Genomic DNA, 21,440 nt, shown 5'->3' with positions numbered 1-21,440 from the left:
GATTTTAGAATATGCCCTTCTACGAGAGCACCAACGGATTTGTGGATATCTCACCTGAAATTTGTGGATTACTCTTGAAGCCTGGTCCTGAAAATGCCTGTTTTAAGCCCGAGTCTCTATGTATTTTGGCCCGTTTTGAAGCCGTTTTTCCGAAAAGAAGCCTAAAACAACACTCCGATATTTTGTTTCTTGCCCGTGTTGTAGCCTAATCAAAAAAGATGTTACACCCTAAGCAGCAATGCCTATATTGCTTTCTCGGCTATTCAGCCGGAAATTCTTGAAAATACTTTGTTTGGGTTAACGCCTGAATTCAATCTGAGAGTCAAGGAAATAGGGGCTAGTCAAAAAAGGAACGGCCAGAGTGTGGATATGTAGGTCTTTTTTGTGGATTACCTGAGGCGGTAACATCATTACATTTGCTTTTATGGAGGAGATGAAATTAAAAGCGACGCGAGGTAAGGCTGCCTGGAACCCCAAGCAAACCGTATCTCCAGGAATGGGAAAGCTTCCGCCGCAGGCGTTGGAGCTGGAAGAGGCGGTGTTGGGTGCGCTCATGTTGGAGAAAGACGCCCTTACGGCCGTAATTGACTTATTAAAACCCCAAAGTTTCTACAAAGACGCGCATCAGCGCATTTTCAGGGCGATTCTGGCCCTTTTTGACAAATCAGAGCCGATTGATATTTTAACGGTTACCCAGGAACTGCGTGAGCAGGGCGAACTGGAGTTTGTGGGCGGGGCCTTTTACGTGACGCAGCTCACCACCCGCATCAACTCGGCAGCGAACATTGAGTTCCACGCCCGTATCATCACCGAGGCTGCCATCAAGCGCGACCTCATCAGTATTTCCTCTGAGGTACTGGGCCGCGCCTACGAAGACACCACCGACGTGTTCGACCTGCTGGACTCCACCGAGGCCAAGTTGTTTGAGGTGTCTGAAAGCAACATCCGGAAGAACTTTGATGACATGCAGTCCTTGATGCACAAAGCCATCAAGGAACTGGAGGCCAAAAAGAGCCAGAAAGAGGGGTTGACTGGGGTACCGAGTGGTTTTACTGCCCTGGACCGCGTGACCTCCGGTTGGCAACCTTCCGACTTAGTGATCCTGGCCGCGCGTCCGGCGATGGGAAAGACGGCGTTCGTGGTGTCGGCCATGCGGAACGCCGCCGTGGACTTCAACAAAGGGGTGGCTATCTTCTCCTTGGAGATGTCCTCCATTCAGCTCGTAAACCGTCTAATCTCCGCTGAGGCTGAGTTGGAAGGGGAGAAGATCAAGAAAGGAAACCTGGCAGACTACGAGTGGGCGCAGCTGAACCACAAGATCTCCCGCCTGAGCCAGGCGCCTATTTTCATTGACGATACTCCGGGCCTTTCCATCCGGGAGCTCCGGACCAAGTGCCGTCGTTTGAAGGCGCAGCATGATATCCAGATGGTTATCATTGACTACCTGCAGCTCATGAGCGGTAACACCGAGGGCAAAGGTGGCGGTAACCGTGAGCAGGAAATCGCGTCTATTTCCCGGGCCTTGAAACAGCTGGCCAAGGAATTGAACGTGCCGGTAATTGCGCTCTCGCAGCTTAGCCGGGCCGTGGAAACCCGTGGCGGCGACAAGAAACCAATGCTCTCCGACTTACGTGAATCTGGGTCCATTGAGCAGGATGCCGACATGGTAGTGTTCCTGTATCGTCCGGAATACTACGGTATCACCGAAGATGAGATGGGTAACCCGACGTTGGGCGTGGGTGAAGTCATCATTGCCAAACACCGGAACGGTGAGGTAGGCAGCGTGCACCTGAAATTCATTGGTAAGTACACCAAATTCGGGAACCTGGAAGACGGCTTCGGCGGCGGCATGGACGGCGGTGGCGGATTCCCGACCTCAGACTTTGACGGACCACCATCAGCGGGAGGACCAAATACCATCAGGTTAGGCAGCAAGATGAATGATGGCGGCGGTTTCCCGGCTTCCTCGTTTGACGATGCTCCTCCGTTCTAAACCAAACCATTTACTTGCCAAAAAAACACATCGGCCATTTCTGCAAAGGAATGGCCGATGTGTTTTATGGCAGTTTTCAGAAAAGTACCCCCAAAGACCTATCCCTAAAAGCCCTCTCTTCTAAGACCAATTCCTATCTTGTTGCTTATTTAGTCTTGAATGAAGAAAACTTTCTCTAAGTGGGCAATGGCAGTGGGCGCCACTCTGGCCACAATCTTATTGTGCTATTTCATTGCCGATAGTTTTGGAACCCAAAGTTTTGTGTTCAGTTGGGTGCTCAACTTTATGCTGATGGCATGGTATACTGTTTTGGTGACCTTGTTTCCACTCAGGCTGCATGCAGGATACTTCAATGCGCAAAATTGGGAACGCAGCGGGAGGGTTTATATTTACCTGGGAGTGCCACTCTACCGAAAACTGCTGAAAGTGATAGGTTGGGAGAAACTAAACAAGAAAGGCAACCCCATCAAAAAAGATATTTCGGCGCTCAGGGACCAGGAGCGAAATACCCGCAACTCGGAGTTCGGCCATTTGATTATCGGCATTATCGTTTTTAGTACTGCATTCCTTGTGAGCGATTCATGGGCAGAGGCTAGATGGCTGCTTTTGTTAAATATCCTCCTGAATATTTATCCCGTTCTATTGCAGCGTTATACCCGGCCCCGGTACACAAGAATCATTTCGGTTTTGCAGAGCCAAGAGGTTTCTAAAGGTCAACAGGATAGGGTGCTTTGAAAGGGGAGGGGCGCAGGTGTTTCCAATCTTTTTGCTTTTAAGCTTATTTTTAAAAAATAGCCTTAAAACAACCCGAGCCAGAAAGCGTTTCCTGAGTAAAACCGTATTAGAACGGGCCAGCTTTGGGGAGATTTCCGTTTCTGCTTAGGTTGTGGTAAGTTCGTGGTAGTGTTGCTTAGATTCATCCAATGAATACGTTTCAGTTAAAAAGAGGCATCCTCCGGATGGAAGGGGACCGGATTTTCATTAGCGGTCACCAAGCCAGGTATGTGAAAGTGCTGCATTTGGTGGCATCCATCTGCTGGAGTGTCTTTTTCTCCATACAGGCGCAGAAGCACTTTAAAACTTATCAGCTTACCCAACAAACCCACCACCTGCTTTTTACCGGAATCACGGCGGGCATTGTGTTATTCTGGCTGTACGTGGGCTACACCCGGGGCATCCTGGATTCGGGCCGAGACGAGTTTGATGTAAAGCAGATCGTGAAGGCCCAGAAAAAAACGCGCGCTTCAGATGAAGTGCCCATGATCACCCTTTTCCTGGACGATAACCGCCGCCGTACCCTGGAGTTCAACAACCTGGATGACCTCCATTTCGCTGATTCCTTAGCAGGACGCGGGGTACTCATTGTGGAATAGCAAAATAAGCTGGCGAAGTCTGCCGTTTTAAACAAAATAGGCTTTGGAGCCGCTTCCCAAAAAACAGGCCCAAAACCTTTTTAAACAGGAGAAGATGCCTTTGTGTAGGTGCAGATACAAAGGAAATGAACGTGCCTTTCGGTTTCAGTTTTGAACGGCCCAGAGAATTTTACTTATGAAGAACCACTACCCCCCACAATCTCTTGCCGCACCCGTCATCTTGCAGGTGACTTTCCCTCGGGCGATGTTCCTGCTGGTGATGGCTTTTCTGTTAGGTCTGGGACCCGCTTTCGCGCAGAATGACTTCGAGACCGAAAAGCAGCTGAACTTCTTCCGGATCTGGGGACACCTGAAATACTACCATCCTTCCTCGGCAATGGGGATGCTCCACGCCGATTCCCTGTTTCTGGCAAACCTTTCCAAAGTAGACTCGGCAAAAAACCAGAAACAAGTAAATGCTGTGTTCAAGCAGCTTCTGAAGGAAGTAGGCGTACCTGCTGGAGACAAATCGGGCGCGCAGAAAGACAATCCCAAAGGAGCTTTCCTGCTCAAGAACCTGGATGATACCTGGCGCACCAAATCAAAGTTCCTGTCTTCTGATAACCGCAAAATGCTCAACCAAATCTTTGAGCGGCGCTACACGGGTGACAAACACTATTACACCTATGTGCGCAACAACCCGTACGGCGGCACCATGCCCCACGAACCAGACTATACCACGGACCCCAAGGAGAACTTGCCTTATCCATTGCGCATGCTGGCCCTGGCTAAGTTTAAGGCCTTTGTAGATTATCTCTATCCCTACAAGCATCTCATGGACGAGAACTGGGATGTAGTCATTAGCCAGAACATTCCGCAGTTTGCCCAATGCGCTACCCGTGAGGAATATGAGCGTTTGTTGCTAGGCGTAAATGCGCGGCTGGATGATACCCAGGCCTATTCTTTTTTCCGGCAATTGAATTATCGCGAGAAGCTGTTCAAAAACCATTATTATCCCCCCTTTGATTACCAGGTAGCCGAAAAGAAGATCCTGGTCACCGCCGTCATTGACGAGGCTCTCTGCAAACGATCCAACATCCGGCGGGGCGATATTATAGAAGGGTTGGACAGTGTTTCGGTAACTGAGTGGGTAAACGCCCTGGGTGCGGTGCTGGCCGTCTCTAATCAATCCTCTTTGTGGTCAAGGGTAGGAGAGTGGGGCGATAACCTGCTGTTCCGCTCAGAAGACCCTGTGATGCAGGTCCAGCTCACCCGGGGCGAAGAGAAACTCAACACCACCCTCCGGCTCATGGATCCTTCGCAGGCCGCCAAAGCAAAGCTCATTGATACCTATTTCAAAAAGAAGCAAGCGGTGCCCCCCAAGAAAAGCAAAGGCTTGGTTTATGCCGCCAAAGGCATTGTCCACTTCAAGATTGACGATACCTTCCGGATGATCAAAGACGAAACCTCTGAGGAAGATTACCGACTCATGGATTCCCTCTTCAGTCGGGCAACCAAAGCCCGAGGCATCATCTTTGACATGCGCGGCGAGCCTGATAACAGCGATTTCGTGTTCCATTATGCATTCAAGAAGTTTGGGAAACCAGACCATTACTTTGCGCGGTATTACCAGTTGAATCCGTACCAGGTGGGCTCCTATCGGTTGCTTACCCAACCTGAGGTGTATTACCCTACCGAAATCAAGCCTGAGGAAACTGCCTATGCCGGGAAAGTGGTAATTCTGGTAAACGGCACCACGCAAAGTATTGGCGAGTGGCACACTATGAGCCTTCAGCGGCTGTTTCCCGGGAGCATTACCCTGGGACAACCCTCCGCGGGAGCCGATGGCGATGTGAAAAGAATGGTGCTTCCTGGTAAGTACGTGGTGGCGCTCTCGGGCAACGGCATCTACTATCCTAACAATGCTGTTACCCAACGGCTGGGCGTTCGGCTGGATGAAGAAGTTCACCCCACCCTCAAAGGCGTTCTCTCCAGAAAAGATGAATTGCTAGCTAGAGCCATTGAACTCATTGGCGTGGAAGAGAAAAAGGACGATGAACCTTCTGTCACCAAGAAGACTGAGGCAAAGAAACCCGAATCTAAAAAATCAGAACCCAAAAAGGCAGAGACCAAAAAGGCTGAAACGAAGAAAACCTAGCCTCTAAAAGGTAGACTTTTTCTTGACGTAAAGCATATCTTTAAAACGCAGCGGCCTAATCATGATCAGATTAGGCCGCTGCGTTTTTAGATATGCCCATAGAGTGCCTGGAATGCCAAAGGCAAAACCATTTCGGCTATTTGAATTTGTATATTTACAGGCAATTACAACAAGCCATCACCTTGAGCCTGCCCAACTGTACACTTAAAGCAAAGGAACTTAGATTCGCCTGTCGCTTTAGAGAAAAAATCAGACGGCAAGTTCCTGCCCTTACCTTCGCATGAAAATCGTCTTCATAGTTCCACCCTTGGTTCACTTGCTTGACATCACCGGACCAGCACATATCTTCTATGAGGCCAAAGTGTTCCAACCTGAGCTTGAGCTGTGCTTCGCCTCCATTGACCCCCCCGCTGAGATAGAAAGCTCCGCTGGACTATTTTTCTCCAGATTGACTACGCACAGCTCCTTCTCGCTAAGCAAGGGGGACTATGTCTTCATACCTGGGATAGAATCTACCCTCCTTTCAGATCCCGCTTTCCTGGACTCTGCGCAAGATTTCTTCGGGTGGTTGAGGGAGCAGCATGCCTCAGGGGCGAACATCTGCTCCGTCTGCACGGGGGCATTTCTTGTGGCCGAGGCTGGTCTGCTGAACCAGAGGTCCTGCACCACCCACTGGGGGTATTTCTCCAGGTTCGCGGCCCGGTTCCCGGAGGCGGTACTGAAGCGCAACCGTCTTTTTGTGGAGGACAGGGGAATCTTCACCAGCGCGGGCGTAAGCTCTGGCATTGACCTCTCCTTATTTATTCTGGAGAGGCTGTATGGACAGAGACTTGCCTATGAGGTTGCCAAGATCACCGTGGTGTATTCCCGTAGAGGGACTGATGACCCGCAATTGAGTGTTTTCCTGCGCCACGGGAACCATCTGGAAGACAGGGTGCACGCCGCCCAGCAGTACATCTTTGAACACCTGGGAGAGAAACTGTTGACTTCAACCATCGCAGACCATGTCAACATGAGCCCACGGAACCTCACCCGGCTCTTTAAGAAGGCGACCGGGATGACGATTATTGAGTACCTCAACAAGGTACGGGCAGAGAAAGCCGGCCATCTGCTGAGAGAGGGCCATAAGCTGGACTACGTGGCAGCGCTGTGCGGCTTTGAGGGGGATAGCCAGCTCAGGAAGCTTCTCAGAACTTTCCCTAAAGAAAAAGGTCAATAGAGCGGCATTCTTGTTTTGTCCGGATAGAAGCCTTTTTTGTCCTTCCGTCTGCTTTTCTTCAGTGGTAGCTTTGCCTCGAAAGAAAACAATTAGCATGAAGAAAGCGGTCACTACCTCCCTGATACTCCTTTTTATTACCACCGTTCACGCCCAGATTGACCCACGTCTTAGGGGTTTAAAAATTCAGATAGAGAAGATACTGGAAGTCACCCATACGCCAGGCTGCGCAGTAGCGGTGGTGGAGGGCCACAAGGTACTCTATGCCCAGGGTTTCGGCTACCGTGATTATCAGCGGAAAATAGAGGCTGATGCCCACACCGTATTCCCAATTGGTTCTGTTACCAAAGCATTCACTGCCGCGCTCCTGGGGCAGCTTAGGGATAAAGGAAAGATTTCGTTTGAAGAAAACCCTTTAAGATATGTTCCCGCTCTAAAGTTCTACAATGAGGAGCTAAACAATGACTTGATCGTCCAAGACCTATTAACCATGCGAACCGGCCTTGCCCTTCATGACAAGGCTTGGTCAGGAATCCCGGTGAATGACAGGGATAGTCTGATAAGAAGAATCCAATACCTAGAGCCGGCGCATAAACTTAGGGTAAAATGGAATTACAGCAACTTCTCCTATTTTACCTTAGGTATGATAGGTGAGAAGCTTACGGGAAGAACCTGGGAGGAAAACGTAGAATCTTCGCTCCTTAAACCCTTGAGGATGAACAGCTCAAGCATTGGTTTAAAAGGATTAAGGGAGACCAGGAATGTGTCCTTGGGGTATAGTTCCATTAACGGCAAAATAGAAGAGGTAGAGTACCTGGACCTTACGGCCATGGCCCCGGCTGGAGGAATCAACAGCACTGCCCATGACATGGCCAACTGGCTGCTGGCCTGGATCAATAAGGGAAAATTAGAGGGACAGCAGGTACTACCGGAACAATATGTAGCGGAAGCCATAAGGCCACATGCAATTTTGCCAGCAGGCTATTTGCCGGATGAGGAATTCTCAGGAACTTATCTGGCAAATCTGGCAAATTACGGCTACGGATGGATTCTCTCTGACTACAAGGGGCATTATCGGGTTGAGCATGGGGGCAGTATAGACGGGTTCAGGGCATCCGCCGCATTTTTCCCTGACAAGAACCTGGGAATCGTTGTTTTAACGAACCAAGTCAGCTATCAGGCAGCCATGATGATCAGGAATACTCTCGCGGACAAATTGCTGGAGGTAAAAACGACGGATTGGATGGCGCTCTATCTGAAGAACCAGGAACCAAGCCAACCTCCTGCTGTATCACCGGTTAACCACCCAACTGCCCAATCAGCCACTTTCCTGTTCCCCAAGGGCGTGGCAGGTAGTTATACAAATCCCGGATATGGGAGAATCAAGCTATTTTACGAAAACGGCGAGCTGCACACTTACTTCAGGAAAAGAAAACTTACGATCATCCCTTCCCCGGCGGGAAAGGATGTTTTCCAAGCCATCACCACCGTTCCGCCCTATAGGACAGCGATGCCACCCATTCATTTTAAAAATAACCCAGAGGGTGAGGTAGTCTCCCTTTCCATTCAGTTCGAGGATGAGGTAAAGCCCATTGAGTTTGCCCGCGACTAATATGACGGCTTCTGTTTACTCCACCGGCAAGGCTGGTTCCGCTTCCCCAAAGAGATAGTGGTTAAACCATTGCCAGTTGTGCCAGGTGGCAGCCAGCCGTTCTTTGGGTTTATTGATACCGTGTCCGAAACCTTTGTAAACAATTAAGCGGGAAGGAATGCCCCGATCCTGGAGGCCTCGGTAAAGCTCGTACGCGTTAGGAATTGGAACCCGTCTGTCAAACTCCCCGTGCTGGATCAAGGTAGGCGTACTGGCCTTGTTGATGTTGGTCATAGGGGAGGTTTTTAGATAGATGTCCATATCGGCCCAAGGGGTGGCTTGCAGGTATTGCCGGGTGAAAGGAGTAATATCGGTGTTGACGTAGTAAGTGACCCAGTTGGAAATACCGGCACCAACTGAGATGGCTTTGAAGCGGTTGGTATTGGTGGTGAGGAATGCGGAGATATAGCCGCCCTGGCTCCAGCCCATAGACCCCATGCGGGTAGTATCTATCATTCCTTTTTTAGCCAGAAAGTCTACACCGCTCATGACATCCCACATATCCCCAACCCCCAGATTTCGCACGTTGAGCGACCGGAATTTTTCGCCGTAGCCGGCGCTTCCCCGGTAATTTACCCGCAAGACCAAGGCCCCTTTTTCTACCCATTGCAGCATGGGATAGACGTAAGAGGGAGTAGGGTCAGGAAGATCTATTCCGGTAGGACCGCCGTGGATGACTATCAGCAGCGGGTATTTTTTGGAAGCATCGTAATTACGGGGTTTGAGCAAAACTCCGTCTATGGAAGCTCCATCCGTACTCTGCCAGGTGATTACCTCGTTTATGGGCGTGTTCCAGCCTTTGATCTGTTCAGTGTTGGCGGTGATTTTTTTTAGGGGCTTATTGAGCTTTCCAGTATAGATTTCACCAAGGTCGGCGTGGTTACGGCCGCTTATCGCTACCACATCGGTGTTTTTGCTGAAGGCAAGGGTGTTTACTAAATCTAACTTGATATTCAGAGGTTTGGCCTTACCGCTTTTGGGGTCTACTTCAAACACCTTCTGTTTGGTCTTCTCTAAAGCACCAAGGTAGATGCCTTTTTCATTCCAGTCCAGTACATTTTTGTTTTCATCTATGGTTTGGGCTATTTCCCGGCTTTTGGCGGTTGGGGTATCATAGATAAATAAGCGATTGTTTTTGAAGAAATAGGTGGTGGAATCATCCAGGGAACTGCTATACACAAAGGATTTGCCATCTGGGCTCCATTTGCTGAAGAAATCACCGGTGGGGTTTGAAACCAAGGTTTTTACTTCTTTGGTGACTACGTTGAGGATGGCAATGTCTGACCGCAGACTGCTATTGATTAAAGGGTTGGGTTGCCGGTTAAACGCGATGGTTCTGCCATCTGGGTGCCAGGCGAAACTGGTCACGTGGAAATCTCCAGACGTGACTTTTCGGGCTACCGGCAGTTTAAAGCAGTCGTGGGGTTTGGCCGGCGGAGTAGCTCCTGTTTGCAGGGAATCCTTCTTAACCGGGTAACACGGCACTTGTCCCGCCAGGGCAATGGAGTCATAGTGGAAGTTCAATAACCAAAGGTGGCTTTGCTTAAAATCTTCGCCTTCTATTGTGAATGCCCCAAACCTTTCCTTCGTGGTTTTCTCTTTTTTGCTTTCAGCCTCGGCTTTGGTATAGGCCAGCCGCTTACCGTCTGGGCTCCATTCATAACTGCCTACTCCGTCTTCGTCTTTTGACACTTGCAGCGCTTCTCCGCCTGTCACCGGAATGATGTACAACTGGTTTTTCTCGCCTCGGTCGGCCAGAAAACTCACGAATTTGCTGTCTGGGGTAATTCTGGCCGAGGTGCTGCTACCTTTGGCTGTTCTGGTGAGGGGCATGGGAGCGCCGCCTTCACGTGAGAGCCAGATTTCCGTGTCATAACTGTTGTTGGTCCAATCGGTGCTGGTGACACTATACACCACCGTTTTCCCGTCTGGAGAGACCAAGGGAGAGCCCACCTGTTTGAGGCTGATCACTTTCTCAAAAGTGATGGAGGAGCCCTGCTGGGCCATTACGTTCCCTGTAAGCCCGAGAATCAAAAGGAAAACGAACCCGATTTTTTTAAAGGTGGCCATTTTGTTTACCCAATATAAGATGCTTCTAAATTGTTTAATCTTAATAAATTAAACACTTTTGTGCCAAATAGTCCAATATCTCGTACTATTAATATACTAGTACTAGTTACTTTTTTATTCTTCCATCTAAATCTCTAAGAACATGGGCTTGTTTTCAGCCATTTTTGGGAGCGCGGGTGTCGTTAACCAGGAAGAATTACTTAGAGAATACGGAAAGCTCCTCACCCACGGGGCAGAAATAGAATTAGGTTTCAGACTGTTCCGGGACACGTTTTTTTACCACCAAACGGCTCATCCTAATAGGAACTATGATAAAACTAAAGACACTTCTTTTATTGAGCATCCTGGCTCTGGGGCCTCATCCGTTCAGATCTGAGGCGCAGCAAAAGCCCCATTTAGGTGCACCACGTGAACTTCCGGCCCGGGTGGAAGGTGAGAACTTTGACCGCGGCGGCATGAATGTCGCTTACTACGATAAGACCGTCGGAAACCGCGACCAGGCTTATCGCACGAGCGAGGACGTGGATATTGCCCGTAACGTCCACAACACAGGCTACCACATCAGCTCCATCCAAAACGGCGAGTGGCTGGAATACACGATTAAGGTCGCGGCAGGGGGCGATTATGATTTCACGGCATCCGTAGCAACCACCACTTCCGGCAAGAGCTTCCAAATCCTCATTGACGGCGTTAACCTAATGGGGAATATCGAGGTCCCCAACCGGGGCAGCTATCAAAGCTACTCCCTCACCCCCGTCAAGCGCGTGAGACTGAGCGCAGGCCAGCATCTTCTGCGGTTCCAGAGTAAGTCTGAAACTTTTGATGTCGATTACTTTGAATTTAAAAAAGCAAGCATCAATCCTCCGCGGTCTACCGGCAAAGTGAACCTGATTTTGGATTTAGACATCATCAGCGACTCAGACGATGCCGGGGCCCTGGCCGTCGTGCATAGCCTGATCCGGTCCGGCGAGGTCAATGTCCTTGCGATGATGATCACGGTGTCTTATCCATATAGCGCCCGGGCCACCGATGCGATCAATACCTACTACGGTCTTCCCAATATCCCGATCGGGACCCTTAGGGATAATACACTTCTATCTACGGGCGGCTGGTACAATCACATCTCCGCCAACTACCCCCACGATCTTGTTAATGCACCTAATGCGACGACTCTCTATAAGCAAATTTTGTCCCGGCAGCCGGATAAGAGTGTCGTGATCGCGACCATAGGGCCGCTCCGGAACATCGATAACCTGATGGCCTCCCCCGGCGGAATGGACTTGATCCGGCGAAAAGTGAAGAGGCTGGTCACCGCGGGCGGGCGGATCAAGGAAGACGGCTCTTCCGGAACTTCCTTTAACTTCAAAATGTCGGCAGCCAGCACCCAACGGGTCATCAACAATTGGCCGGTGGAGGCTTGGTTTGTGCCCAACCAAGTGGGTGACAAGATTGCCACAGGAAATCGTCTCTTGGCGGCCAAATCCAACTCCAATCCTGTGCGCAGGGCTTATGAAATCGCGAAGAACCGATACAACGGCCCTGATTTCCGGCCGAGCTGGGACCAAATGGGCGTGCTGATTGCGGTGCGTGGCCTCTGGGGCGGGAAGCTGACTTCCGTGACCAGTGGACAGCTGAGATCAGACCCGGGCGGCAATGTCTCTTGGAAATACCCTTCCTCTACCTACCCAGACAAAAATCACCACTGGATTAAGCTTAACACGAGCACGCCCGAGATGAGGACCATCGTAGAGAATATGATGATGATTGATCCGTAAGGTGGAGAACTACCGTTCTTGAAAATGATCCAGGGCTGGTTTGAATTCCCGGGCAGCCCTGGATCATTATGTTTGACCGACAGATCTCTTTAAAGGGCCGGGGGATGTAGCTGCTTCCAACTTTTGGGCGGTACCCGCCCGATCCGCAAGCTTTTTCAAGCGGCCGCAAGCTTGGCTCCCGTAAGTTTTTGCGCTTGGGTGTATGCTTTAGGGACTACCAAGGCTTCACCGCCCGTCCCCGGGATAATGTACAACTGGTTTTTCTCTCCCGTCGGGCAGGAACCTCAAGAACTTGCCATCTGGGTTAATGCCCGCCGAGGTGCTGCTTCCTTTGGCCATGGGGGTGAGGGGCAGGGGAGCGGCACCATTTCGGGAGAGCCCACTTGTTTCATATTGCATGACTTTCTCAAAGGAGATGAAGGACTCCTACTGAACCCAAATGTTTCTTAAACAACCCAGAAATAAGAACCGATTTGTATTTGACTAACAGTGTTCTATTGGCCGTGAAGAAATTGCTTATAAATAGTTTAAACGCAATAAAATATAGGCTTTTCTTGCATATAGGCTAGTACCTGGTAAATTTAATTTATCTGGGTAGGAGAGAGCATCCGTCTTTACCCAATGCTTTCTTATCCGTCCACCTAAAACTGTAAAACATGGGATTATTTTCAGCATTGCTCGGAAACGCCGGCGCGGTAAACCAGGAAACGCTCATGAAAGACTTCGGAAAGTTGCTGGCCGAGGGCGAGTTGATTGAATTGGGTTTCAAGCTTATCAGGGATACCTTCATCTTTACTTCTAAAAGACTCATCCTCATTGAAGTGCAGGGCCTAACCGGCAATAAGGTGGAGTACTTGTCTGTCTCCTACAAAAGCATTTCCAGGTTCAGCGTGGAAACCGCCGGGACTTTTGAGCTGGACGCGGAGCTTAAGATCTGGGTTTCCGGCGAGGTGGAGCCAAGCATCAGGAAGAAATTCAACAAGGCAGTAAATGTCTACGAGGTGCAGAAAGTATTGGCGCTTCATGTTTTAAGATAAACCCGGACTAAACCAGCGCGTTGTTTCCTGCCTCAGGTTGTTTCCGTTTTGGCCTTGATTTGGCGAAAACGGCTCCTAAACACGCTTGGGTAATTCTGCGTACCTTTGCCGCGTTATCTTTACAGCAACGAGACTGCGCTAAAGTCAGTACTACTAGCAGAAGTAAATAGAGACTTAACCATGGAAAACGAAGAGAAAAAATATAACCAGCTTACCCCAGAGGAAGAATACGTGATCCTGCACAAAGGCACGGAGCGTCCTTTCACGGGCAAACTCTACACCGTCAAGGAGCCTGGCACCTACGTTTGCCGCCGATGCAACGCGCCGTTATACCGCTCAGAGGATAAGTTTGAGTCGCACTGCGGCTGGCCCAGCTTTGACGATGAGATACCGGGTGCCGTCACGCGCGTACCAGACGCTGACGGACGGCGTACCGAGATTGTCTGCTCCAATTGCGGAGGCCACTTGGGGCACGTGTTCCTGGGAGAACGGTTTACCTCCAAAAACACCCGCCACTGCGTGAACTCCATTTCCATGGCGTTTGTGCCGGCCAAGGAAAACGCCTAAAGACCAGCGCGGGTGGAGGCGATTCTTTTCATGGGCATGCAGGCATCTGGGAAGTCAACGTATTACAAAAAGTACTTCTTCAATTCCCATGTGCGCATCAGCATGGACCTGCTCCGGACCCGGCACCGCGAGCGCCTGTTTTTGCTTCTTTGCCTGAAAACAAGCGCAAAGCTGGTGATTGACAACACCAACCCCCGAAAAGAAGACCGCCAGGCGTACCTCCCGCTTCTGAAGGAACGCCGCTACCGCGTGATAGGATATTTCTTCCAGACCTCCCTGCCCGAGGCGCTTGCCCGAAACCAGGCTCGAGGAGGCCGGGATCAGGTAAAAGACATCGCCTTGTATGATGTGCGCAAAAAACTGGAGCCCCCATCTTTTGACGAGGGGTTCGACCAGATTTTCAGCGTACGCATCCACGGCGATGATTTTTTAGTGGAGGAGTGGGCTAAAACCGAAGAAGGGCATGTTTGAGAACCGGCACATCAACTGGGAGGCCAAACCCTCAGAAAACGGGTTGTACGTCTGTAGCCGCTGCGGTAATCCTTTGTTTTCATCTGCCCAAAAGTTTAATTCCAGGACCGGCTTCCCAAGTTTCTGGGGCCATCTGGAGGAAAATGTCCAACAACATCTGCTGGAAACCTACGGCCGGGATCGTATTCAGCTTCTTTGCCGCCAATGCGGCCTACACCTGGGCCATTTGTTCCAGGATAAAAGAACCCCTTCGCAGGTGCGCTACTGCATCAATTCAGAGGCTATTGCCTTCCAAAAGGAAAGGTAACTTTCTTTCAAACCCCTTCTTTCCTTTCTTCAACCATGCTGCTTTGGGGCTATTTTAGGTAAAATGGCTCCGAAGCAGCATGCCTTTATTTTGCCAGAGGCTTGTTGCTTCAACATGGGAGTAAGGTTTCCAGGCTTACCAAGGCTTTTTCTTCACTTTGATGAAATGAGGATTAAAATAAAAAATTCAAAATAATCTAGGGGAAAGTTGCAAATCTAAAAACTACTTCTACATTTGTAGTGTACTAAGTAACTAATACAGTAAACAAGGTGACTATGATACACATCAACAACATGAGTTTCGGGTACCGCAGGGGAGCTTTGATGTTCCAGAACCTGCACTTGTCGCTCTTCCGTGGCCATATTTATGGGTTGCTCGGGAAGAACGGAGCCGGTAAGTCCACGCTGCTGAAGAACATGATCGGGTTGGCGTATCCTACCGCCGGAATCTGCACCATAGACGGCGTTGACACTTCTAAACGCTCCCCCAAAGTATTGGAGAACCTGTACTTTATTCCGGAGGAGATTTATGTGCCTTCAATCACCACGGCCAAGTTTATTTCCAATACCGCCTGCTTCTACCCCAAATTCAACAAAGAGGAGTTTTACCAGTACCTGGAAGAGTTTGACGTGCCCCGCGATTCTGTGATGGACCAGCTTTCGTTTGGGCAGCAGAAAAAAGCCATGATCGCGTTTGGGTTAGCCACCAACACCAACCTCCTGATCATGGATGAACCTACCAATGGGCTGGATATTCCCTCCAAAGTGCAGTTCAGGAAAATCATTGCCTCGGCCTTGACCGAAGAACGGTGCGTGATCATTTCCTCGCACCAGGTACGCGATCTGGAAAGCCTGATTGACACCTTGCTGATCGTGCATGACCACGAGGTTGTGGTGAATCATGAGTTAGACAAGATCGCGGAGAAATTGGTGTTCGCTACCCTGCCTTCTACGGAGGGGTACGAGGTCTTGTATGCCGAGGAGTCTTTCCAGGGGAAAAATGCCATTCTTCCAAACCATGAGGGCGTGTATAGCCGGGTAGACATGGAACTGTTATTCAACGCTATTGTAGTTGGAAACCAACCGCTGCTTCACCTCTTACAAACCGAACAGTATGAAAACGCAATTTAGCTTTACCCGCTTCTGGTGGTTGTTCAAGAAACACACGGCAGAGCATTTCAGATATTACCTGATGTCGGCGGCCGTTTTGATGGGGATTATGACCTTGTTCCTGGGTTTCCTGATTATTTCAGAATCTGAGCCCATGAACGCCCAAAAGCAGACCTTTGTTTTTGTCATTCTGCTGTTGCTGACGGGTCCTATCTTCACCAGTACCATTTTCTCCCACTTAGGAGATAAGAAAAAAGCCATCGCCACGCTTACCTTGCCGGCTTCTCATTTTGAAAAGTACCTGGTAGCCTGGCTTTATTCCTATTTGCTTTTTCAGGTGGTATACATCGGCAGCTTTTACCTGGTTGCCTCCATCTTATTACCCCTGGATAACTGGAAAGGCCAAGAACTGGAAATGATGCGCTTGTTTTCTAAGGAAGATGGCCAACTATTTGCCTTGAACGGGTATTTTCTCCTGCACGCCATGACCTTTCTGGGTTCCATCTTTTTTGAGAAGTGGCATTTCATCAAAACTGCGTTCATCTTTTTCACCTTAGGCTTGGCACTGGTTATACTTAATAAACCCATCTTGCAGGCTATTACGGGCCGAGAACTGGAAGATGCTTTCCCTTTTTCAACGATAACTTTCCAGGAAGCAGGAGAATACTTCTTTGTTCAGTTTCCGCATGGCAATGACTTCCTGATGACAATGGCTTTAGTGGGAACCACCCTGTTTTTATGGGCAGGTGCCTACTTTAAGCTGAAAGAGAAAGAAGTGTAGGGTAAACCAAAGACTATGGAATTTAGAAACAACGAAGCCATTTACCTGCAGATAGCCGCGTACGTGAGTGAGAACATATTGCTGGGCAAATGGCAACCCGATGATAAAATACCGTCTGTACGTGAATTAGCGGTGGAACTGCAGGTAAACCCCAACACGGTCATGCGCACCTTTGAATACCTCCAAAACCAGGAGGTTATTTACAACAAGAGAGGAATAGGCTTTTTTGTAGACGCAGACGGCGTAAGCAAGGTGAAGAAACACCGGAAAGAGCGCTTCCTGCAACAAGATTTGCCCGAGTTTTTCCGCAATGTCTTCCTGTTAGACATTCCCCTGGAAGAACTTCAGGAACGCTACGAACAATTCAAATCAGAACATTTCACCCTTAACCCTTAAGTGGAAAGTCATGAAAAGAAGTACTATTTTAATAGTGGCAGCTTTGGTTTTATTCCTTGGCTCCTTAACGGCATTCAATTTCGTCATGAAGGCGGAGTTTGAAACAGGGAATTACAAAGATCCGCTGGCTGGTTTTGTTTCTCAGAATTATACCAACTTTCAGGTGGTAGAGGTGAACGGCGGCAGTAAGATAAGTGTGAAAATTGAGCAAGGCCCCTACAAAGTCTTTTTGCACAACCGAGTTCAGGAAAGTGTACAGGTAAAGCAACAAGGCAATAAACTGGTGGTGGATGTGAACCAAAAGGACGAGGCAATCTGGTCGAACGGGCGCTATGTGGTGTACATTTCCTGCCCTGAACTAACTAACCTGACTACTTCGGCGCGCTACACCTTAAAAGGAAAACCACAGGTGGACTTGTTTGATGACAACCCTTACGGTTCTAAAATTGTATCAATAGAAGGTTTTAAACAAGACAGCCTCAGCCTTCAACAGGACCATGGCACGGCAGTGAAATTGGTCAAAACGAAACTCAATAATCTTCACGCGATTGTGGGCGCTACCCAAGGAAGCGGTTCAAAGCTTTTCCTTGGCAAAGGAAACCAAATCAATTCAGCCGCTTTGGATATTAGAAACAAAAGCTTCTTACACATGAATGATGTGGTGATTCCGTCAGTGGCTTACCAATTCTCAGATAGTGCCCGAGCAGATTTCACCGGTGCTGCTTTGGCTTATCTTAACAAGAAGTAGAATAAGGTTCCCTAAGCAAGACACCTCCGTTTACCGCTTGTTTTGGCAAAATCAACTCAAAACGAAGGAGGCTTTTCATAGTTTAGAAATGCGTTTCAGGAACAATGGGCTACGTTTCGTAGGAGGGGTTGAGCTAAGATGATTTGTTTTCTGGCTTCGCTCAACGGCATTTTTTGTAACAAGAACTCTGCTTTGGGTTTTGGCCAGAACCCCGCCAGGTAAGCGTTCAGCTGAGAGGCAGCGGTGGAGTTCAGAAACTCAGGGAAATTAGGAAAGCTTTTGAGTAACTCGCTTCTTAAAGCAGGGTTGCGCTGCAGGTACCATTTCTGATGACGTTCTTCTGCCAAATAGAACTTTTGAAAGGGAAGAACCAAGGTGAATAGCTTCTGCTGTATCTTTTTTTCTTCCTGGGCGATGCGTTGCCGTATTATTTCTTCCTGCCCCGGCGAGCGGAAGAAGATAGCGGAGGTATATTGTCTTTTCCAGGGTGCTTTAGTAGGGGAGTGGTTGGTGAAGAATAGGTCCAGAAGCTGTCTGTAACTTACCAGTGAAGTATTTATCTCCAGTTGAACTGTCTCAATATGTTGTCCAAGATTCCAGTAAGTAGGATTATCTGAATCTCCGCCGACATAACCTACCCAGGTTTTCTGTACGCCTTCCACCCCTCCAAACAATGCCTCTGGTTTCCAGAAGCAACCCATGCTGAAGGTCACTAAGGATGATTCCCCTTTTACTGGATTTTGGACGGAGGTGGTTTGTTCTGGAGGTCTCATTGCTGTTTTAATGGTATTTTCTCCAAATTAGGCTTAAATCAGGTGATAGCTTTTAATAGGTAAGCTGCTTCGGTTCTTTTATAACGGTAACATTTACGACCTGTTTTCACAGGGCAATGGAACGTGCTTGCCCTTTGCTTTAAGGACAGTTCTTTTTAAACAAGAAAATTGACTTTAAACAGATAGATTCACTAAAAGGCAAAGTTCTGGTTTGTCACATTTTTTAGGGATTTCATCACATTTTATTTCCAAAGCGCTCGGGGGTAGCTAATCTTGAACCATGAATACTTTCACTCTCGGTCTTAACCTACTCCTGGAACAGGACCTTTAGAAGTAGGCCGGAGTTTAATCTGATAGGTGATTCTTTACTATTCTTAATCAACAAACGTATGAAAAAAGTACTACTCATGGCGGTAGCCGGAATTCTGTGCGCGCACCAAACTTTTGCCCAGGCACCCACTCCTCCCAAATCAATGGCCGTTGCCGCACAACCAACCCCTAAAGGAAACGGGAAAATTGCCGGGGTGATTTTGGAGGAAACGGGCCAGAAACCCATTGAATTTGCCACCATTTCCCTGGTAGAGAAAGCATCAGGGAAAACGGTAGACGGCACCGTGTCTGATGATAAAGGAAGGTTCTCTCTGGGGAAGGTTGCGGAAGGACAATATAAGTTGTCGGTGAGTTTTCTGGGCTTTGAAACCAAGGTGTTTGACAACATCACGGTGGGCAACAAAGAAGAGGTGAACATTGGGGTAGTGGCCCTGAAGGGAGGAGCTAGGACGTTAGACGAGGTTTCAGTGGTAGGCGATAAACTTCTGGTGGAGGAAAAGGTGGACCGCATGGTGTACAACGCCGAAAAAGACATCACCAACGCCGGGGGTACCGCCACCGATGTCCTGAAGAAAGTGCCCGGGTTGACCGTTGATCTGGAAGGGAACGTGGCCCTGCGCGGTAGCTCCAACATCAGGGTGTTGATCAACAACAAACCATCGGCGGTAATGGCAAGCAGCGTGGCCGATGCTCTGCAGCAGATTCCGTCAGATATGATCAAAAGCGTGGAAATCATCACCAGTCCCTCGGCGAAGTATGATGCCGAGGGTACGGCCGGAATCGTCAACATCATTACCAAGAAAAACAACCTGCAGGGGGTAAACGGCATGGTGAACGCTTCCTACGGAAACCGCATTAGTGTTGTGAACGGAACGGTGAATTACCGCAAGGGTAAATTAGGGGTGAATACCAGCCTGGGGTACAACTGGCGCAATAATCCCGCCGAAAACATCCGCGAAACCGTGTACCGCGGCATTCCCGGTATTGATCGCCTGAGCCAGTCTATGAAAGGCAAACGCGAGGGCGAGTTCCAGATGCTGCAGTTCGGGGCCGACTATGAACTTACCAAAAGAAGCAGCCTGTCGGCTGGAGTTAGGATGCAGAGCGGCGAGTTTGTTTATCTGACAACCCAAACCTCCACCCAATACCTGAACGGAGGCGTCATCGGGAGCAATACCCGGGTGAACCGAAACCAGTTCGATAACATGAACTACGACATCAACCTTGATTTCACCCAGCAATTTGCCCAACCAGGACGTGAACTGAGCGTTCTGGGTTTGTTGAGCCGCAACGACAGAGAGAATTCCAATCTCGCCGATGTCTACAACCTGGATCAGCAGTTGGCCTTGAAAGAGCAGAACCTGAACGATGCCTACAATGAGGAGAAAACGTTTCAGGTAGATTACACGCATCCGTTCAAAAACAAGCACCTGCTGGAAGTGGGCGGAAAAGCCATTCTGCGCTATGTAGAGAGTGATTACCAGTTTCTGGTGGCCAATCCTGCGGCAGCTCCCTTTGTGACAGAACCCTCCCGGACCGATGTTTTTGCCTATCACCAGAATGTGGGGGCGGCCTATGCTTCCTATGAATTCAGTGTGAACAAGAAATACAACTTCAAGTTGGGAACCCGCTATGAACACACCAAGGTAGACGGCGACTTTACCTCAACCCAGACCTCTGTGGCGCAGAGCTACGATAACTTTATTCCCAGCTTTGCCGTCTCTAAAGCCCTGAAAAACAACCAGACGCTGAAGTTCAACTACACCAAACGCATCCAGCGCCCGCAGTTGGGTCTGCTTAATCCCTATGAAAACCGCGCCGACACCTTTAACATCCAGGTGGGAAATCCTAACCTGAACGCCGAGATCACCAATGCCTATGAAGTGGGCTACAGCACGTTTTTCAAAAGCGGGTTCTCCGTTAATGCCACCGCTTTCTGGCGGCAAACCAACAATTCTATTGAGGCCTATACTCTGCCCACCGATGAAGGCGTGAACTACACCCGGTTCGCAAACATCGGGCGGAATGCCAGCTACGGACTTAGTTTGTTCAGCAGCATGAAGTTCCTTAAGAAGGGTAACGTCAGTGCGAATTTGAACGTGTTCTACCTGGACCTGCAAAGCGAAACTTCGCTCCTGAATGCCTCTAACGCCAGCGTAATGTACAATGCCAACCTGAATACCTCGTATGTTTTCGGGAAGGGAATCAGTGCGCAGGTTTTTGGGCAGTTCAATGGACGCCGGGTAACCCTTCAGGGCAGAACTTCTTCTTTCGCTGTTTTTAACCTCGCTTTGAAAAAAGACATCTTAAATAAAAACGGAAGCATCACGGTAGGAGTGGACAACCCATTCTCTGCCTCACTGCGGCAGCGGAATATCTTCAAAACACCATCGGCCGAACAGGTCAATACCATGTATATCTATAACCGACAGGTGAAAGTAGGGGCCAGCTATAAGTTTGGGAAAATCACCGCGAAAACCCAGCCCAAGCGTAAAAAGAAAATCAACAACGATGACGCCAAGTCTGACGGCGATTCAAACAACTAGATTGGGTTGAACCTTCTCCTCCTCCTGGTGACCTGATGGATTCCACCCGGGGAAGGAGAAGTTTAGCTTGCTTCCGTTTTGAGGCTATTTTTGATAATAAAGCCCTTAAACGGAAGTAGGGTAGAAGTGGGGCTTTCAAAAACTTTGGGAAGGCCTTGTC

At 49.2% G+C, this 21,440-nt stretch carries 19 protein-coding genes; 16 read left to right on the top strand and 3 right to left on the bottom strand.

The window, feature by feature from the left end; genetic code table 11:
• Nucleotides 1-433: 433 nt before the first annotated feature.
• The 6 genes from dnaB to EFB08_RS06355 all read left to right on the top strand — a co-directional run bounded on the left by dnaB (nt 434) and on the right by EFB08_RS06355 (nt 8,331).
• Nucleotides 434-1,993: a replicative DNA helicase gene (gene dnaB, locus EFB08_RS06380; protein WP_227006258.1), complete on the top strand. Its 1,560-nt coding sequence runs from the start codon at nt 434-436 to the stop codon at nt 1,991-1,993.
• Between the two features lie 159 nt (nt 1,994-2,152).
• Entirely contained in the window at nt 2,153-2,728 is a 576-nt protein-coding gene (locus EFB08_RS06375) for a glycosyl-4,4'-diaponeurosporenoate acyltransferase CrtO family protein (RefSeq protein ID WP_125077657.1), read from the top strand.
• A gap of 188 nt (nt 2,729-2,916) precedes the next feature.
• On the top strand, nt 2,917-3,366 hold the full coding sequence (locus tag EFB08_RS06370; RefSeq protein ID WP_125077656.1) for a hypothetical protein: 450 nt from the start codon (nt 2,917-2,919) through the stop codon (nt 3,364-3,366).
• Between the two features lie 175 nt (nt 3,367-3,541).
• Nucleotides 3,542-5,503, top strand: a complete 1,962-nt coding sequence (locus EFB08_RS06365) for a S41 family peptidase (protein WP_123126108.1) — start codon at nt 3,542-3,544, stop codon at nt 5,501-5,503.
• A gap of 280 nt (nt 5,504-5,783) precedes the next feature.
• Entirely contained in the window at nt 5,784-6,722 is a 939-nt protein-coding gene (locus EFB08_RS06360) for a GlxA family transcriptional regulator (protein ID WP_123126107.1), read from the top strand.
• A complete protein-coding gene (locus tag EFB08_RS06355; RefSeq protein ID WP_125077655.1) occupies nt 6,661-8,331 on the top strand; it encodes a serine hydrolase in 1,671 nt (556 codons plus the stop codon). Before EFB08_RS06360 ends, EFB08_RS06355 begins: the two co-directional genes overlap by 62 nt.
• Nucleotides 8,332-8,346: 15 nt before the next feature.
• On the opposite strand, the gene EFB08_RS06350 is transcribed toward EFB08_RS06355, so the two are convergent.
• Nucleotides 8,347-10,440, bottom strand: a complete 2,094-nt coding sequence (locus EFB08_RS06350) for a S9 family peptidase (RefSeq protein ID WP_123126105.1) — start codon at nt 10,438-10,440, stop codon at nt 8,347-8,349.
• A gap of 308 nt (nt 10,441-10,748) precedes the next feature.
• Here EFB08_RS06350 and EFB08_RS06345 point away from each other — a divergent pair, with 308 nt between their 5' ends.
• Complete coding sequence (locus tag EFB08_RS06345) at nt 10,749-12,215, top strand: carbohydrate-binding protein (protein WP_123126104.1); 1,467 nt, start codon at nt 10,749-10,751, stop codon at nt 12,213-12,215.
• Between the two features lie 225 nt (nt 12,216-12,440).
• Here the strand turns inward: EFB08_RS06345 and EFB08_RS23440 are convergent, their stop codons facing one another.
• Nucleotides 12,441-12,614, bottom strand: coding sequence for a hypothetical protein (locus tag EFB08_RS23440; protein ID WP_165864815.1), 174 nt, complete (start codon nt 12,612-12,614; stop codon nt 12,441-12,443).
• 257 nt (nt 12,615-12,871) lie between these two features.
• On the opposite strand from EFB08_RS23440, the gene EFB08_RS06335 reads away from it, so the two are divergent.
• From EFB08_RS06335 to EFB08_RS06300, 8 genes are all read left to right on the top strand, one after another.
• On the top strand, nt 12,872-13,252 hold the full coding sequence (locus tag EFB08_RS06335; protein WP_123126102.1) for a PH domain-containing protein: 381 nt from the start codon (nt 12,872-12,874) through the stop codon (nt 13,250-13,252).
• Nucleotides 13,253-13,432: 180 nt separating this feature from the next.
• Nucleotides 13,433-13,819 carry a methionine-R-sulfoxide reductase gene (locus EFB08_RS06330; RefSeq protein ID WP_123126101.1) on the top strand — a complete coding sequence of 129 codons (387 nt, stop codon included), beginning with the start codon at nt 13,433-13,435 and terminating at the stop codon, nt 13,817-13,819.
• Nucleotides 13,820-13,831: 12 nt separating this feature from the next.
• Nucleotides 13,832-14,290: an AAA family ATPase gene (locus EFB08_RS06325; RefSeq protein ID WP_227006237.1), complete on the top strand. Its 459-nt coding sequence runs from the start codon at nt 13,832-13,834 to the stop codon at nt 14,288-14,290.
• Nucleotides 14,283-14,597, top strand: a complete 315-nt coding sequence (locus EFB08_RS06320) for a peptide-methionine (R)-S-oxide reductase (protein WP_123126100.1) — start codon at nt 14,283-14,285, stop codon at nt 14,595-14,597. The genes EFB08_RS06325 and EFB08_RS06320 overlap by 8 nt, the downstream gene beginning before the upstream one ends.
• Nucleotides 14,598-14,872: 275 nt before the next feature.
• Nucleotides 14,873-15,727 carry an ABC transporter ATP-binding protein gene (locus EFB08_RS06315; protein ID WP_123126099.1) on the top strand — a complete coding sequence of 285 codons (855 nt, stop codon included), beginning with the start codon at nt 14,873-14,875 and terminating at the stop codon, nt 15,725-15,727.
• Nucleotides 15,711-16,487 (top strand): hypothetical protein, encoded by a 777-nt coding sequence (locus tag EFB08_RS06310; protein ID WP_123126098.1) that lies wholly within the window; start codon nt 15,711-15,713, stop codon nt 16,485-16,487. Before EFB08_RS06315 ends, EFB08_RS06310 begins: the two co-directional genes overlap by 17 nt.
• A gap of 15 nt (nt 16,488-16,502) precedes the next feature.
• The gene (locus tag EFB08_RS06305; protein WP_123126097.1) at nt 16,503-16,883 is read left to right on the top strand and encodes a GntR family transcriptional regulator; all 381 of its coding nucleotides are present in this window, start codon (nt 16,503-16,505) and stop codon (nt 16,881-16,883) included.
• A gap of 10 nt (nt 16,884-16,893) precedes the next feature.
• Nucleotides 16,894-17,631, top strand: a complete 738-nt coding sequence (locus tag EFB08_RS06300) for a hypothetical protein (protein ID WP_123126096.1) — start codon at nt 16,894-16,896, stop codon at nt 17,629-17,631.
• A gap of 95 nt (nt 17,632-17,726) precedes the next feature.
• On the opposite strand, the gene EFB08_RS06295 is transcribed toward EFB08_RS06300, so the two are convergent.
• The gene (locus tag EFB08_RS06295) at nt 17,727-18,404 is read right to left on the bottom strand and encodes a peptide-methionine (S)-S-oxide reductase MsrA (protein WP_123126095.1); all 678 of its coding nucleotides are present in this window, start codon (nt 18,402-18,404) and stop codon (nt 17,727-17,729) included.
• Between the two features lie 389 nt (nt 18,405-18,793).
• Here EFB08_RS06295 and EFB08_RS06290 point away from each other — a divergent pair, with 389 nt between their 5' ends.
• Nucleotides 18,794-21,280: a TonB-dependent receptor domain-containing protein gene (locus EFB08_RS06290; protein ID WP_123126094.1), complete on the top strand. Its 2,487-nt coding sequence runs from the start codon at nt 18,794-18,796 to the stop codon at nt 21,278-21,280.
• Nucleotides 21,281-21,440 lie beyond the last annotated feature (160 nt).

Source organism: Rufibacter latericius (genome assembly GCF_003721515.1).
Classification (GTDB): Bacteria; Bacteroidota; Bacteroidia; order Cytophagales; family Hymenobacteraceae; genus Nibribacter; species Nibribacter latericius.
The sequence above is the reverse complement of the archived record's forward strand: the minus strand, read 5'-3'. Positions and strand labels throughout refer to the sequence as shown.

Coding starts and splice junctions, on each gene's coding strand:
- EFB08_RS06295 (WP_123126095.1), bottom strand. CDS start 18,404: ATGAGACCTCCAGAACAAACCACCTCCGTCCAAAATCCAGTAAAAGGG.
- EFB08_RS06305 (WP_123126097.1), top strand. CDS start 16,503: ATGGAATTTAGAAACAACGAAGCCATTTACCTGCAGATAGCCGCGTAC.
- EFB08_RS06330 (WP_123126101.1), top strand. CDS start 13,433: ATGGAAAACGAAGAGAAAAAATATAACCAGCTTACCCCAGAGGAAGAA.
- EFB08_RS06320 (WP_123126100.1), top strand. CDS start 14,283: ATGTTTGAGAACCGGCACATCAACTGGGAGGCCAAACCCTCAGAAAAC.
- EFB08_RS06365 (WP_123126108.1), top strand. CDS start 3,542: ATGAAGAACCACTACCCCCCACAATCTCTTGCCGCACCCGTCATCTTG.
- EFB08_RS06360 (WP_123126107.1), top strand. CDS start 5,784: ATGAAAATCGTCTTCATAGTTCCACCCTTGGTTCACTTGCTTGACATC.
- EFB08_RS06290 (WP_123126094.1), top strand. CDS start 18,794: ATGAAAAAAGTACTACTCATGGCGGTAGCCGGAATTCTGTGCGCGCAC.
- EFB08_RS06300 (WP_123126096.1), top strand. CDS start 16,894: ATGAAAAGAAGTACTATTTTAATAGTGGCAGCTTTGGTTTTATTCCTT.
- EFB08_RS06315 (WP_123126099.1), top strand. CDS start 14,873: ATGATACACATCAACAACATGAGTTTCGGGTACCGCAGGGGAGCTTTG.
- EFB08_RS06350 (WP_123126105.1), bottom strand. CDS start 10,440: ATGGCCACCTTTAAAAAAATCGGGTTCGTTTTCCTTTTGATTCTCGGG.
- EFB08_RS06370 (WP_125077656.1), top strand. CDS start 2,917: ATGAATACGTTTCAGTTAAAAAGAGGCATCCTCCGGATGGAAGGGGAC.
- EFB08_RS06345 (WP_123126104.1), top strand. CDS start 10,749: ATGATAAAACTAAAGACACTTCTTTTATTGAGCATCCTGGCTCTGGGG.
- EFB08_RS06375 (WP_125077657.1), top strand. CDS start 2,153: ATGAAGAAAACTTTCTCTAAGTGGGCAATGGCAGTGGGCGCCACTCTG.
- EFB08_RS06335 (WP_123126102.1), top strand. CDS start 12,872: ATGGGATTATTTTCAGCATTGCTCGGAAACGCCGGCGCGGTAAACCAG.
- EFB08_RS23440 (WP_165864815.1), bottom strand. CDS start 12,614: ATGCAATATGAAACAAGTGGGCTCTCCCGAAATGGTGCCGCTCCCCTG.
- EFB08_RS06310 (WP_123126098.1), top strand. CDS start 15,711: ATGAAAACGCAATTTAGCTTTACCCGCTTCTGGTGGTTGTTCAAGAAA.
- dnaB (WP_227006258.1), top strand. CDS start 434: ATGAAATTAAAAGCGACGCGAGGTAAGGCTGCCTGGAACCCCAAGCAA.